Annotated in this window: 7 protein-coding genes and 4 pseudogenes; 4 read left to right on the plus strand and 7 right to left on the minus strand. The window is 57.1% G+C overall.

Annotation, left to right across the window (positions count from 1 at the left end):
• Window positions 1–3 precede the first annotated feature (3 nt).
• From CV770_RS07575 to CV770_RS07585, 3 genes and pseudogenes are all read right to left on the minus strand, one after another.
• Window positions 4–1,104 (minus strand): hydrogenase small subunit, encoded by a 1,101-nt coding sequence (locus CV770_RS07575; RefSeq protein WP_104461863.1) that lies wholly within the window; start codon window positions 1,102–1,104, stop codon window positions 4–6.
• An 822-nt stretch (window positions 1,105–1,926) separates the two neighbouring features.
• Window positions 1,927–3,175 (minus strand): annotated as a pseudogene (locus CV770_RS07580) (serine hydrolase domain-containing protein).
• Window positions 3,176–3,253: 78 nt separating this feature from the next.
• Window positions 3,254–3,942 (minus strand): annotated as a pseudogene (locus tag CV770_RS07585) (molybdate ABC transporter permease subunit).
• A 1,176-nt stretch (window positions 3,943–5,118) separates the two neighbouring features.
• Between CV770_RS07585 and dctA the strand changes: the two are divergent.
• The 4 genes from dctA to CV770_RS07605 all read left to right on the plus strand — a co-directional run bounded on the left by dctA (window position 5,119) and on the right by CV770_RS07605 (window position 11,344).
• Window positions 5,119–6,429, plus strand: coding sequence for a C4-dicarboxylate transporter DctA (gene dctA / locus CV770_RS07590; protein ID WP_104461864.1), 1,311 nt, complete (start codon window positions 5,119–5,121; stop codon window positions 6,427–6,429).
• 1,087 nt (window positions 6,430–7,516) lie between these two features.
• Window positions 7,517–10,192: a PAS domain S-box protein gene (locus CV770_RS07595; protein WP_104461865.1), complete on the plus strand. Its 2,676-nt coding sequence runs from the start codon at window positions 7,517–7,519 to the stop codon at window positions 10,190–10,192.
• Window positions 10,189–10,872 carry a response regulator transcription factor gene (locus CV770_RS07600; protein ID WP_104461866.1) on the plus strand — a complete coding sequence of 228 codons (684 nt, stop codon included), beginning with the start codon at window positions 10,189–10,191 and terminating at the stop codon, window positions 10,870–10,872. The genes CV770_RS07595 and CV770_RS07600 overlap by 4 nt, the downstream gene beginning before the upstream one ends.
• Window positions 10,873–10,918: 46 nt before the next feature.
• Complete coding sequence (locus tag CV770_RS07605; protein WP_104461867.1) at window positions 10,919–11,344, plus strand: response regulator transcription factor; 426 nt, start codon at window positions 10,919–10,921, stop codon at window positions 11,342–11,344.
• Between the two features lie 919 nt (window positions 11,345–12,263).
• Here CV770_RS07605 and CV770_RS07610 read toward each other — a convergent pair.
• The 4 genes and pseudogenes from CV770_RS07610 to CV770_RS43185 form a co-directional block, all read right to left on the minus strand.
• A complete protein-coding gene (locus CV770_RS07610; protein ID WP_104461868.1) occupies window positions 12,264–13,088 on the minus strand; it encodes an Effector protein NopP in 825 nt (274 codons plus the stop codon).
• A 726-nt stretch (window positions 13,089–13,814) separates the two neighbouring features.
• Window positions 13,815–14,000, minus strand: coding sequence for a glycoside hydrolase family 127 protein (locus CV770_RS44195; protein WP_201759736.1), 186 nt, complete (start codon window positions 13,998–14,000; stop codon window positions 13,815–13,817).
• Between the two features lie 150 nt (window positions 14,001–14,150).
• Window positions 14,151–14,516, minus strand: a pseudogene (locus CV770_RS42500) (beta-L-arabinofuranosidase domain-containing protein); the annotation flags it as partial.
• A gap of 142 nt (window positions 14,517–14,658) precedes the next feature.
• Window positions 14,659–15,304 (minus strand): annotated as a pseudogene (locus CV770_RS43185) (beta-L-arabinofuranosidase domain-containing protein).
• Window positions 15,305–15,428: the final 124 nt, after the last annotated feature.

The following is a 15,428-nucleotide window of genomic DNA, read 5'->3' on the forward strand; positions in this document are numbered from 1 at the left end:
TCCTCAACTCGGTTTGCTTTTTTGGGCTTGGCGATCCGGCTTGTGGGTCAACCGCTTCACGGCGGTGACCGCCGCATGGGCAGCGACGGCTAGCCCAACTACGCCGGCAGCGGCCATGCCGATCTGGTCGGCGTTCTCCTCGATGCCGAACTGCCTGATGGTTGTGAGTCGGTCGTAAAATGACCCCTTATCCCAGAAGCCGTCTTCCGAGCAACCGAAGCAGCCGTGGCCGGATTGAATCGGAAATGAAACGCCGCCGTTCCACCGCAGGGCCGAACAGGCATTGTAGGTGGTTGGCCCCTTGCAGCCCATCTTGTACAGGCAATAGCCCTTGCGTGCGTACTTATCGTCCCACTCTTCGACGAATTGGCCAGCGTCGAAATGGGAACGCCGATAGCACTTGTCGTGAATGCGCTCGGAATAGAACATACTTGGACGCCCTTGGCTATCGAGCTCCGGAAGCTTTCCGAACGTGGTGATGAAAGTCACAAGGCCGCTCATGACCTCTGCGATAGGCGGGCACCCGGGCACCTTGATGATCACCTTGTTGGTGATCACCTTATCGATCGGCACCGCGCCAGTCGGATTGGGCTTGGCCGCTTGCACGCACCCCCATGACGCACACGTGCCCCAAGCGATGATAGCCATGGACTCTTCCGCCATGGACCTTAGCTTTTCGACGAACGGCTTGCCGCCGTCAATGCAGAACATGCCACCCTCGTTCAGCGGTGGATTGCCTTCGACGGCGAGCACATACATGCCTTTGTACTTGGCGCGAGTTTCCTCCAGGATGGCTTCGGCCTGATGTCCCGCCGCCGCCATGATCGTATCGTCATAGTCGAGCGAAATCATCGACAGCAGCGCGTCCTTGATCAAGGGATGGGCCGAGCGGATAAAGCTTTCCGAGCAGCAGGTACACTCGAGCCCGTGCAGCCAGATGACGGGCACACGCGGTTTGGTCTCCAGGGCGTTGGCAATACTGCTTGCGGCGAGAGGACCAAGCCCCAAGCTCGCGGCAGTCAAACTACAGAATTTGTAGAAACTACGACGCGTCATACCCTGACGTCTGATCACGCTGTAGAACGTTTCCGTTGCACCACCCATGACGCCTTCCACGCGAGTTGTCGTCGGCCGTAACGAATTACTGACGTTCAGCAAGAAACAAGCCACCCAAGCGATGCACTTAACAGATACCAAGCCAGCGCTTCGGGAGTGGCGGACTGGCGAAACCAGCCAACGAGCCGCAAGCTGCCATTGATCTGTCATGCTAGTGGTGTTCGGTTTTGGACGTTCATGTGAGCACTTCGACAGAGCAGCACGATGGTTCACCACTGCATGGCGGCTACGTCATGCTCACTCTCGCACGACCGCGACACTCACGTGTCATGCCGGTTGTTGAATAGAATTGGTGCAGTTGACGGGCACCGGACTGCCCTCCAGTCTTAATCAGACTTGCCGATTGCTTACCAATGGGGCGTTAAAGCCGCTCATGGTCGCAACTGCGCAAGCAGCCCGCACGAAAGCGGCTGTCGAGCGACGAAGAGAAGCCGCAATGTGAGCCGGGATGCGCACATTGCCTTCGCTTTCTAGGTCTGATCGATGCCTTTGATTCAAAAGCGCCTCGCTGCACGGCATCGCTACAAGATCGTGGGCGAGAGGCTGGACGTTCAGAGCCATCACAGGATCGTTCATCGCGCGAGCCGTGATAGCAAAGCGCGATTGTCTTGGCGCATTGCGACACCAAACCCGCTTGGAAGAGTTTCTCCGCGATAGCGGAGGCGATCTCATTGTTGAAGCACTAGCGCGATCCGCGTCAACCCGGATAGCAGGTAGCGGCCCCGACTTTCAGTCGACATCGATGCGTAGTAGCAGCACTGTCTGCCGACTACCCAAAACGGCTGGCCGAGCCTTTCGGAGCAAAGAGGACTATCGGATTATTGCAGCATAGACGATATACTGGACTTGTTCGCGGTAATACTTCCGGATTTCTCCGGGCGCTGCCGTTCCGACCACCACGACGAGACGCTCCTTTGGGTCGCAGAAAAATTGTGTCCCGTAGGCGCCAGTCCAGCTAAACTCACCTGGATTGCCCGGAACCGCCGAGAGACCCTCGTTTATGCGTACAGCTCCTCCGAGCCGAAGCCGGCACGGTGCGCCTCCACATTGGCGACCTTATTTTTTATCTCTGCCCCGAGGTGGTCGGAAATCATGTGGCCCACCGTCTTAGGACCGAGAATGCGCTTCCCATCGAGCTCCCCGCCGTTGAGCAGCATTTGTCCGAAGCGCACGTAGTCACCAACTGTCGCAAATGCGCAGGCTCCCCCACAGTCAAACTTCGTCGGACTTTCGAGGAACTCAATATCTTGTGGCTTTCCCGTCAGCGGGTCGCCCGGAAATGGATGTGCGAGGCGCTCGCGTTGTGATTCCGACAAATGGAAAGTGGCATCCTGCATTTCGATGGGCTTCCACAGATTGCTGGCAAGATAGTCGCCCAATCGCTGTTCGCTGACCTGTTCCACGACAGCTCCCAGCACATCGTTCGAGAAGCCGTATTCGAATTCCGTCCCCGGTTGGTGCGCTAGCGGCAGCTTGGTGATGGCTTCGATGAACTCCTGCTTATCGCCCCTCAGTGGCGGAGCGGCGAAATGGGGATAGAGACGCGCCACTTGGTCTGAGCTGTCGAGGCGCACACCATAGGTGAGCCCGGATGTGTGGCGATATAGATCGTGGATGTAGATCGGAGAACTCTGCGCTTGAAATTCTAATGAACCGTCATGCTGTGGCACTCCCACCTTCATGTTTGCGAATTCCGGGTAGTAATCCGTGAGCCGGGCCTGTAGAGGCAGCCGACCCTGCTCCATGAGGATAAGCCCGGCAACGGCCACCATCGGCTTGCTCATAGACGCAAGCGCGAACATCGCGTCGAGCCGCATCGACTTTCCTTTTGCAGGATCGAGTTGCTCGTACGCCTTGTAGTGAATCAGCTTGCCGTCTCTGGCGATTGCAATCACTGCACGCGGCACGCGTTGACTCGCGATTTCGCGAGCGAAGAACTCGTCTAGTCTAGCGAGGCGATGCTGAGAAACGCCGACGTCATCGGCCGTCGCTTCGGGCAGAGGCGCGGAGTGCAAAAGCCAATTACAGCAGCCGCCGCGGTCATAACAAGCTTGTTCATTGTAGCCTCGCAAGGATTGATGGATCCGGCTTGCAATACTGTCGCTCGGTCGAGATCGGATATGTCTGGCCGGCAAGCCTAAGACGGTTCGATGCCTCTCCTGGCACGGTGTCTGTCGATGAGGGATAAGGTGCAGATGGCCGCAAAGGCGAACATCACCATACCGCCGGCAAGCACACTCGCCTCGCGCCAGCGCGATGCTTGGACGTAGTCTACGACGTAGGCTGACAACACCTTGGTCCGCCCAGGAATGTTGCCGCCGATCATCATCACGACGCCGAATGTGCCGATCGTATGAGAAAAGCCAACGATGGCGGCCTTAACAAACTCCAATCCCGCCAGTGGCCCTCTGATGGTAATGAAGACATACAGCGACGAAACGACCCCCGTAGTTCCAACGGGCGATCCCCTATCCCGACAAAGGCGGTACGGATCGGCTGCACAACCAACGGCAGTGCCGAGAGGACCGATCCGATCACGATTCCTGCGAAGGTAAAAGCGAGCGTGCGCTCGCCCCACAAAGAGGCGAGAACGCTACCCGGTCCGTCGGGGCCGAGCAACACGAGTACGCAGAAGCCGAGAGCCGTCGGCGGTAGCACTAGCGGCAGGGCGATCAGCGTCGCCACCGCCTCGCTCAAAAGAGTCTTTGAGCGCGCTTGCCACCAAGCGAGGGGCTCACCAATCACGAGGAGGATCACGGTCGTTACGCTGGCGAGCTCAATCGTGAGCGCAACGGATTGCGCAATCTCTGCCGAAAAGACATCCATGTGCGTCAGCCCAAAAGTGAAAGCAGATCGTCTTATGGGCCCAGTAATCGCCTGCACGTCCGGCTCGCGCAGGTATGTAGCGCGGACCGCCCTCTAGTCGCGCAGCACTTCGTGGCGGCCGCCGCATTCACGCGCGTCGTTTCTACGAGCAAGAGCAGCATCGCAAGTTTCATCGGCAACTCCTGTAACAGGGCCGCTCCATCCATCTGACGGCGGCACCTCCTCGTTCGCAATCAGCAATTCCTGTGCCGCGTGCTACTGTGGCACTCTAATGCGCAACGTGGGAGAAGTTCGCATAGACGTCGACGTCGCTGTGGCGTGGATCTAACGCTATGTCAGATTTCTAGCATCTTTGTTGCCGAGCAGACAGCGACAGCCGCGTAACGGAACGGCAGAATTTGACGCCGCCAGAGATGCCTATTTAGTTCTGTCGGTAGCTCAAACGCCGCACTCGCCGAGCCGGTAATGGAACGGATCGCAGGAAGCCTGCCCTTTGGCAACAGCGCGAACGATCTAGCTGAGTAATCATCGTAACGCTGCTTCTGCGACGCGGCAAACGGCGCGAAGGGGCGAGAGCCAAGGCCGCCGGTCGACCAACCTGCCTAATTCGCATCGTTAGCTCAGACCTGGAGACAAATGCCCCGTGCACGAACGAGCTTTGCCGCTAGTGACAACGCAGCGCATCGATTCAAGATTATTGCCACGAAATCGAGCTCCTAAATCAGGGACTTCCACCGCGTGGATGAGTACAATCCAAAATATCAATATTACCAATGTCATCTACTCTTGTATCCATTTCAGAAGTCGGCGCATATCGATCACGCTCGGGTTTCCATCCCGAGACGGGACTCCGCTAATGCGCCCAGCCGATCAAGATACGCGTCTCGCTGCAACTTTTTGTTCGACCTTGCGAACGCGGGCCGAGCGCTCAAGCCGGTGCCGCCAAGAGACAGACGGTTTGTCCGAGACTGCCAATCGGGCGCACTTTGGGCATCTGGTGCATATCTTGCTTAACGAGAAGGGATAACGCAACTAAACGCCTGCCTTTGGAACGACGCGCCCGCTCTCGGAACCGTTCTTCAATCGGACACGGCTAAAATGATGAGTCTCGTATGACGCCGTCATCTCTCAACGACGCGGCGGCTCACATTCGAGTATATTCGGGAAGGAAGCGTCATGACCACCATGGCAACAGCGGCGCCCGCACGCGCGTCGCAAGCTTGGTATAAGATTCTCTACGTGCAGGTGCTGATCGCGATCTTGCTTGGCGCCGTGGTCGGCTGCCTATGGCCGTCTGTCGCGACCAATGACTGGGTCAAGGCGCTCGGTGACGGGTTTATCAAGCTCATCAAGATGGTGATCGCGCCGATTATTTTCTGCACCGTCACATCTGGTATTGCGCATATTCAGGATGCGAAGAAAGTCGGGCGCGTCGGCGTCAAGGCGCTTGTCTATTTCGAGATCGTCTCCAGCTTTGCCTTGGTGTTGGGCCTTCTTATGGGCAATCTGGTCCAAATCGGTCATGGTCTTGCGGTCAAGCCGGATGCTGCGGCGGTCGCCAATTACGTCAAGCAGGCGGAAGCCTCGAAGACCGTCGATTTCTTTCTCAACATCATTCCCGATACCGTGGTCGGCGCCTTCGCCCGCGGCGATGTTCTGCAGGTTCTCCTGTTCGCGATCCTATTCGGCTTTTCGCTGATGGCGTTGGGAAGCCGTGGGGAGCGGCTGCGAGGCATGATTGACGACGTCGCGCATGCGGTGTTCGGCGTGATCGCTATCATTATGAAGGCGGCCCCGATCGGCGCCTTCGGCGCCATGGCCTTCACTATCGGCAAGTTCGGGCCGGCAGCACTCGGCAATTTGATCGGTCTAATCGCGCTGTTTTACGCGACGGCGGCGTTATTTGTCGTGGTGGTGCTCGGTTTGATCGCGCGCCTCATCGGCTTTTCAATCTTCAAGTTCATTGTCTATATCAAGGACGAGATTCTGATCGTGCTCGGCACATCGTCCTCTGAAAGCGCGCTGCCTCAATTAATGGAGAAGCTCGAGCGGCTGGGCTGCTCCAAGCCCGTGGTCGGCTTGGTGGTGCCAACTGGCTACTCCTTCAACCTCGATGGCACCAATATCTATATGACACTTGCGACATTGTTCATTGCTCAGGCGCTCGGGGTCGATCTCACCTTTGGCCAGCAGCTCACGATCCTGCTCGTAGCAATGCTAACGTCGAAGGGAGCAAGCGGCGTCACCGGCGCGGGCTTCATCACGCTCGCTGCGACGTTGTCGGTGGTCAACCCAGCGCTGGTGCCGGGCATGGCAATCGTATTTTCGATCGACAAGTTCATGAGCGAGGTGCGTGCCCTTACTAACATCACCGGCAATGGCATCGCCGCCGTGTTCGTATCCTGGTGGGAGGACGAGCTCGAGCACGCGACGCTGCAAGCTCGGCTCAACCAGCCCAACGTTTCCACCACTATCGACACACGATGAGATAAGTTCCGGATCCCAACCGCCGCCATTCGAAGACGCGTCGAATGCAAGCGAAGCCACATTTCTCGTAGTTGAATCGACATAGCCGACTTGACACGGAGCCGGACCTTTCACGCGCGATCTCCAGTGCGCAGCCCTTGCGCAGCGCCGCCCGCCGGCAGCCGCTCTGAAAAGATGCCCGCCGAGCAAAAGAGTAGGGGCTTTTCTAACAGTCATTTTCAAGCGCGTCTTTCGCCGTCAAGCTCCCGGCTATCCGAACACTTTTGCGACATTTTGCCGTGCCAGATAACAGGACTGCGACACAACGTGTCCGGCATGACGGACCTAGGTGTTGCTCCGCCTACAATTGCCCATGTGCGCTTTCACTGCGCTTACCTCGTCCGATCAACGACGTGGTAGCGATCTTGCTGACGCAACTCATCATCCCTTGTTACGGTCCGCGCTGCTGCATTAGAGCATGATGGGTGTGATCAGCACGGATTAGATGGCACCTCGACAGAGCCGTGGCGGCTCGCACACGGCTAGTGTCGGCTCGGCGTCGCTGCGCGCGCTCATTCCGGCCAACCACTCGGAGACAAGTCCTCCGCACCTAGGCGTGATGGCCTAGGGCATACAAAGCAGTCGCGTAACTTCGCCTTCGTATCTCGGCACATGACCATTGCGCTTTCTTCCGTATGACCGATCGTACCGGCGAGACCGGCAGCTTGTCCTTGTTCTTTCCGGTTCGGCGAGGCGCGCCTGATTGTTCCGGCTCAACGTCTTAACTGAACTGCAGCCGCTGTCCTCGTGCGGCTGGCGTAATTGAGTTGTCCTCGGCTGCAGCCTCGAGCGGCTGCCCGGAGTGATCGGCAGCGGAGGAAAGCGGACATCTGAGCATCGATTGCAGGCGTGTCAGCGCGCCATATTGAAAGGTTTAGGGCAACTATACGTACGTCTGTGATGCAATTATCCTCGGCGCGTGCTCAGTTCAGAAACAAGCAATTGATCTCGGAAGCGCTCGCCAGCGGGTGCTGGTGCCGAGTATTGCCCTATTTTTGCCTAAAATGTTATAGCTCTCCCGCCGGAGAACAGGCCGGACGGTGTCAAAATGCGTAGCCCGATCAACAGTTTAGAACGCTCAGCCCTTCAGTTTACCTTCGGCAGCATAATGCTGGCCGTGGTAACACTGGCTTGCCTGTATCTTCACGCGCATTTCGCCGCGACGGCCTTCGCATATTTGTTAGTGGTATTGCTGTTGTCCCTGATAGGCAGCATCATCGCGTCGTCCGCGCTTTGCATCGTAGCCATCGCTGCTCTCGCTTACTACTTTGCGCCGCCGGCATTCAGCCTGCGAATCGATGACCCCCAAGACCTGCCGGTGGTTGTTGCATTCTTTATTGCCTCGATTGTCGGAGCGCACCTGATCGCAAGGCTCCGCCAGGAAAGAGAGGCTGCGCGTGTGGTTGCGGCCAAGCTTCAGCGGAGCGCGGCCGATTTGGAGGATCGCGAAAAACGGTGGCGCGCCATCTTCGAGCACAATCCGGCCATGTACTTCATGGTCGATGAAGCCGGCACTGTGCTCAACGTGAATACATTGGGCGCGACACAACTTGGCTATGCTCGTGCTGAACTGATCGGTCAATCCGTGCTGGACGTATTTCTTGAGGAGGATCGCGCGTTCGTTTGCGAATGCGTTCGGACATGCCTTGAGGATGTCGGACAAACGCGCACGTGGGACGTCCAAAAAGTCAGGAAGGACGGCTCGGTGTTGTGGGTACGTGAAAACGCCAAAGCCATGCTCTGGGCCGATGAGCAGCCCATTGTCCTTATCGCCTGCGAAGATATCACGGAGCGGAGGCGGACCGAACTTGCCCTGCAGCGGAGCGAAGCACATCTGGCCCAGGCGCAGGAGTTGAGTCACACAGGCAGCTTCAGCTGGAACGTCACTACGGGCGAGGCCTTCTGGTCAAAGGAAACATTTCGAATTTTCCAACTAGACCCTCAGACGGTGCCACCGGGGCCGCAGCTCGTCGTTGAGCGCACGCATCCAGATGATAGGGCTTCGGTTAGAGAAATTATCGATCGCGCGATGCGAGACCCGAGCGATTTCGAGCACGAATACCGCCTTCTGCTACCGGACGGCTCGGTAAAGCACATTCATGCGCAGGCACGAGGGACGAGGACAGCCTCTGGTGACATCGAGTTTGTTGGGGCAGCTACGGATATTACGGCGGCGAGGCGAGCAGAACAGCAGCTGCGCCGCAGCGAGGCCTATCTGGCCGAAGCCCAGCATCTCAGTCACACGGGCAGCTGGTCCTGGGACGTCTACGGTCTAGATTTCGTGTATCGCTCCGCCGAGGTCGATCGTCTGTTTGGCTTTAGCCCACAAGAGCCGGTATCGATCGAGACCATTCGATCGCGCATCCATCCGGACGACTTGCCGCGGCTACAGGAGGTGCAGCGTCAGGCGATTGAAAACAAGGAGGGGCGGTTCGAATATGATTTTCGCATCCTTCGACCAGATGGCGGGATAAGACGCATACACTCCGTTGCGCACGTGGTGGTCGGCAGCGACGGTAATGTCAGCGAGCTGATCGGAACACATATGGATGTGACCGAGCAACACGCAGCTAGGGAACGCCTGGAAAACACACTTGCCGCGCTGCGCGAAAGCGAACAGCGCTTCCGCGACTACGCCGAAACAGCTTCCGACTGGCTCTGGGAGACCGGGTCGGATCATCAGGTCACTCACTTATCCGAGCACACCAGCGCTGCGGGAATTTTGGCGACAGGATTGATGGGCCTGCTTCGCTGGGACATTGCGCGCGACGTCGAAGAGGAACCTGAGAAGTGGCGGCAGCATCGGGCGACGTTGGAGGCCCATCTTCCGTTTCGGGATCTCGTCTACCGCACGGTGAATCGGACAGGTTCTCCGATTTACGTCCGCACGAGTGGCAAGCCTTTTTTCGATGGAAAGGGCAATTTTCTCGGCTACCGTGGCGTCAGCACTGACATCACCGCTACCATTCGCGCCGATCAAGCCGAACAAGAACTACGAAAGGCACAGGCGGAGCTTGCGCACGTGACGCGTGTAACGACGTTAGGAGAGCTGACAACTTCCATCGCCCACGAAATAAACCAGCCCCTCGCCGCTATTATCAGCAACGCCGATGCGTGCCTAGGTTGGATGGGGCGAGAAGCTCCTAATCTTCCCGCCGCGCGCTCTTCGGTGGAGTGGATTATCGAAGACGCAATCCGGGCAAGCGAGGTGATCCGTCGTGTTCGCGCGCTCGCGAAGAAAGGCGAGATTGAGATGGTGCCGCTCGATATCAATGAGGTCGTCAAGGACGTCATTGCACTGGTAACACGAGAGCTGGTGAGCCACCGAGTGATGTTACGAACCGAGTTGACGGCAGGGCTGCCTACGATCCTCGGCGATCGGATTCAGCTGCAACAAGTGATCATCAATCTGGTGATGAACGGAATCGAAGCCATGGACGCAGTTACAGACCGGACGCGCGAACTGCTGATTCAATCATCGAAGGACGATGTGGGGCACGTCCAACTTGCCGTGACCGATTGCGGCGTCGGCATCGCCGAGAACGACGCCGACCGCGTCTTGGATCCCTTCTTCACCACCAAATCGACTGGCCTTGGAATGGGTCTTTCGATCTGCCGGTCGATCGTGGAAGCTCATGGAGGACGACTGTCAATGGCCCACAAAAATGGACCGGGCGCGACGTTCCAGTTTGCTCTGCCGCTGCATAAGGAGGCCGTCTCGTGACAGGACGATTTGAGTCGCCACGTGAAGGCAGCAACGCCAAGGCCTCGACAAAGGCGATCGTCTTCGTCGTCGAGGATGACATCTCCATGCGTCGCTCGCTTACGAACCTTTTTCAATCGGTAGGGATGGATGTCGTTGCATTCGGATCGGCTCGCGAAATGTTGCAGAGCACAATTCCGGACGTTATTAGCTGTCTAGTTCTTGATGTCCGGCTGCCAGGCTTGAGCGGCCTTGACTACCAGACCGAGCTAGCAAGGTTGAACATACATATGCCGATCATTTTCATTACCGGCCATGGCGACATTCCCATGACCGTCAGGGCCATGAAGGAAGGAGCGGTCGATTTTCTCAGCAAACCGTTTCGCGATCAGGAACTGCTTGATGCCGTGGTTGCGGCGACCGAACGCGATCGCAAAAGACGGGACGCTCAGCAGATCGTCGCGAACCTGCAGTCTCGATTTGAGACCTTAAGCCCGCGCGAGCAGGGGGTGATGAAACTGGTCGCTGCCGGCCTGATGAACAAGCAGGTAGCCGCCGAGCTTGGGCTCGCCGAGATTACGGTCAAGATCTACCGGGGACACGTAATGAAGAAGATGCGTGCACGGTCGCTGGCCGACTTGATTAGAATGACTGAGACGTTGGGAATTCGCGCCAATCGTCCTGAACAAACCCAAGTATGATTTTACAATTTCATCAGTCGAGCCCACTTTTCGCCGAAGGTGGCTGATGCTTGCAGCCGCTATTCCCCGTTCAGGAGTGCTCGTCTTGTCCACGCCTTTGATTTCCGTCGTTGACGACGACGCCTCAGTCCGTGCGGCGACAGAGAATCTTTTGAAATCGCGTGGCTACATCGCCCAAATATTTGCGTCGGCCGAGGAACTCCTGAGGTCCCCGCAATTGGACGAGACATCCTGTGTGATTACCGATGTACAGATGTCGGCTATGAGCGGCCTGGAGCTATTGGCAGAGATGCGGACACGCGGTTACGACGCACCATTCATTTTCATTACGGCTTTCCCCGACGACCGCGTGCGCGCGTCAGCGCTGGGCGCCGGAGCGATTGCCTTCCTCGCCAAACCCTTTACCGGACTAGCGTTAATCGAGTGCCTCGACAACGCACTGAACGCGTATGACGGCCGAGGCGGCATCTGATGCAATCAACCTGCGGCTTGATTTGATGTCCGATCTAAACGGTCCACGGGTCGATCTCGCCACCGATCAACCCCTTCGCGGTCAAACACGCTACTTGCTTTAAAACGCGAGCGAGAGGCCAATTGTTGCCTTGTCCATGCTTCACCGACTATCGCCGGGCGGCTACATTGGTGCAGAACAACCTTATCGCTGCGAGGGCCGGAAGCGCAGGCTAGCTCGACTCATTCTGTAGGTCGACGTTAAAGATAAATGCTGACCCAAAGCAATCGACGACCCTAAGCACTTCTTAACTCGTCTAGATCGAGGTTATATACTCTATTGCAGAGCGGAGCTGGCGCGAGAGCGCTCGACAAAAGCAAGAGATTGGCTGTTCGCAGCCCGACTGCAGTGACGATGATAACGGAGCTTCGCCAGGACAACCGCCTCGCGTGTGTGTTGAGGCTTATCTGGTGAATGAGCTCTGCACGATCCTCGTGCTCCGGCGTCGTTATATCGGTTGACAAATGCCGGCCGTCTTGTCCATCGAGCGCCGCTTCGCTGTACATTTCTTTGCCCACCGACACACGGCAGGCGCCCACGCCGTTACTACTTCGTAGGCCGTGATCTGTAGAAGACTTCTGCCTCCAAGCCGTCCAACGTGCTCGGCGCAACACGCCCGGCCCCTCGGCGGCCGGGCGCACTTTGGCGGCACCCCATGCAGGTCCTCGCCGCAGCGAGCATTGCCGCAATTGCCTTGCGCAGTGAGCTCCTACTTCCAACGCTCACACAACTCAGCAGCCGCTAGGCCAAGGAGCACTCTGGGGGCAGTCTTCTGAGACAACTCAGAGGAACTCTCAGCCGCAAACGCTATAAACAGAGAGGAGCCGGAGCAGGCTAGATTAGCCTACTCCATCGGGCCCAATCACCCGTGATCTCATGGTCACATAAAATCATCCTCATAATCGTATGTTGGGCTCGCTGGGATCTCGGCATCACTACCTTCACTGTCGTCCGCTTTGGAAAGATACCGCGTAGCAGTGCCCTTTCGCTGCCATTCGCCGTCGCTATTTCTTACCCACTTGTCTGACTTCTCTGGATCGAGAACCATGTTGTCGGCGTCAACCTCGATGAAGCCCATCTTTGCCGCACGGGCTCTTGCTTCCCGATTAGCCGGTCGCAAATTGAGCAGCGGCTGTTCGCCGTCTAGTCGAAGCTGGTGCTCGAGCAGGATATCGCCAGCGTTCTCGACAAGTGGATGAGCGACTTGAAGATCCACAGTAGAGGTAGTCCCGTGGCGTCCAGGAAATAGCTTCTTCCACCTTTTGACGTCGAACTCGGTCATGCTGTCGCCGCCTTCCATTCTTAGAAGTCCGACGCTCTTGTTGCCCAATTGGTAGCTGAAGTACCGCGCATTCTCGGAATCTCGGGTCGTCCCGTAGTCTTTGGCAACTTCTGCAGTTCGCCTCGCCTTGGCGGAGACGAAGTGGGAGTACTCATGGGGGTTGTCGGCGATGTACTTGATTTCGTCGCCATGATAGGCCTTCGCGGCTTCTCGGAATGAGTGACGATCCTTGAACTCTATGATGGGAGGGGTTGAAACGAGCGAATACGGTCTTGTTGCCGAAGATGAACTGCCACTCGAGCCGGATTCGGCTAAGTGCATATTGGCGAACGCATCCGCAAAGTTGGCTGCGTCCATTTGCTCATCAGTTTCTGCAAAGTGAGAGGATTGGAAGTAGGACGAGCCATTGATCCGATTATACATGGCGATTGGTGCTCCCGTCGGACATACATTTCCGCATCTAGTTTAGGCTTGGTAGGCCCAGCGGTGCTGATAGGGAGGCTGGCTTACCAAAACCTGACGCGGCCGCCCTCACGTTGGCTTGTCATAGGGCTTCCTTCTAAACGACACGGCGGTGCGCTCGTGCCATCGGCATTCATCAGGTTTGATGAGAGGCCGCGAACAGCTCCGAGGAAGCTCCTTGATTAGGGAATTTGGTTGATCGCTGATTGACCTGCCGACGCCAATCGGACCGTACTCTTTTCGGAGTTCCGCCGCGCCGCCTTATGTCCAGGTTTTCTTTTGAACGCCCCAGTGGAGCTCCCGGACCGCCTTCCATAGACTGGCCGATTTCCAGACTTTGAGCAACGATATCGCCTGCCCCAGAAACGTAGTCTAACGTCGACTCGAGGAAGCGCGACCGCGCGTTCGGCGTCAACGCTCATTTACCCAAATCCGCATTCCGCGGTTAGCCCAGCTGAACCACGGAATGAATGTCAGCCGCTGCGGTTCTAGCTGTCCAGGCACTTTGTCGTATTGATAAAGCGCCGCTTCTTCAGAAATGCGTGTGTTGCAACCGCGCCCCGCCGGCCTGCAGCAAGATCTTGCCACTAAGGAGACCAGTTCCTTCGATAAGGGAAAACCGGCTGTCTGCATTAAGCCAAACGTTGTTTAATTCGGTCCCGTTGTCGGCCTCCTCAAGACAATGAATTAAGGGCCACGCTTGATGGCCACCTTGCCGGCCAAATCGCGAAGTTGTGGATGGCCGTATGCGCGACGCACTTGCATTGGCAGCGATAGTTTGATGCGATCTCCATGGCGCCACGTTCGGCGAACGTGCAAATAGCCCTTGCGCGGCTCGCAATTCACAGGCTCGCCTGCGGCGCGCTGCACCATTCCGGCAGGCGCAGGGCGAGGTGTGGGCAATTGGCGGCGCAGATTCGACGGTGATTTCCACCTCGTCTCTCTAGGGATAGCTGCCGCTTATGAGCAACCGCAGCGCATGTCCATCAACGGATATTGCCACCCTATTACCAACGTAGAGATTTACATAGAGCGGGTCGGGCTGGGCGTGTAGATGTAATGACCAATCGATGTGAAAAGGCGCGCGATGTTCGGTGGACAGCACGCGCAGCCAAACCAGCGTCGTCGCACCGGCGAGACGTGATTGTAGATGCCATTAGACCTCAGCGTTCTGGGATGCACTTCGAGCGGGTTAACATAGAAATAGTGACGCCCGTCGAACGCGATACTGCCGAGAACGGTATTGTAGAGCGCGCGCCCCATCACGTCGGCATAGCGGCCGTCCAGTTCCGTCTCCAGCATACGGCGCGCGAACATCATCAGACCAATCGATGCGCAGCTTTCCGCGTACGCCGTATCATTTGGCAAATCGTAATTGCTGCTGAACGCTTCGCCCGCGCCTTGCTAGCCGATGGCTCCGGTAATATAGATCTGGCGCTGGACCATGTTTTTGCGATAGCCGGAGGCAAGTTTGGCGCTGCTGCTCGTTCTGACTCAGACGCGCGAGATGAGCTACTGCCGTCATGAGGTACTACAAAACGAACTGCATGACCGTTGCAGTCCGCTGCTCCGAAAGCGGCAAGTGCGCTTGGCTATACGCTTTGCTTTTTATCATCCAAGGCGTGCCGTCGGATTTGGGGACGCAGGATTGCTGGCGCTTCTCGTACTCAATGTCGAAGAAGTGTGGCTCCCTGCCGCATTGCTCCACGAAATAATTGGCTAGCGTGAGATATCCCTGCTCCTTTGTCGCTTCGTAGAGGCGTGTCAACGCAAGTTCGATTTTCGGATGGCCATCATAGCCGTGCAACTGATCGCGCTCTGGGCCGAAAACTGTGCAGAGGTGGTCAGCAAGCCTGCAAACGACATCCAGCAATCGCCGTTTGCCAGTCCCCTGAATAAAGCTCGTGGCACTCCGTTAGGTTGGTCCAGCGCTCCTGAGGCGCGTTCAGTATGAAATAGGTGTTGAGATAACCGTCGCCGCATTGGGCGGCCGCAATCAATTCAATCAGCTCATCGACGGCTTTCTCGAGCTCTGGATTTGGTGCCTGGCATAGCGACCATGCAGCCGCCTCAAGCCATTTTGCGACGTCACTGTCCTGAAAACCCGTGCCATGGAACTCGCCCCCCGCACTTCCGGCAGCAAGGCGGAAGTTCTCTACCCCGTGACTCGGTATCACCGTAAGCGGCAAAGAGACCCCATCTGGCAGAGTGGCGGAGAGATTGGCTATCGGCTGCGGAGTCTGTGAGCCGATGTGAGCTTCTATGTCTGCGCCTAGTTCTGAAACTAGAACCTTCCATATG

The organism is Bradyrhizobium sp. AC87j1 (assembly GCF_002936975.1).
GTDB classification, from domain to species: Bacteria; Pseudomonadota; Alphaproteobacteria; order Rhizobiales; family Xanthobacteraceae; genus Bradyrhizobium; species Bradyrhizobium shewense.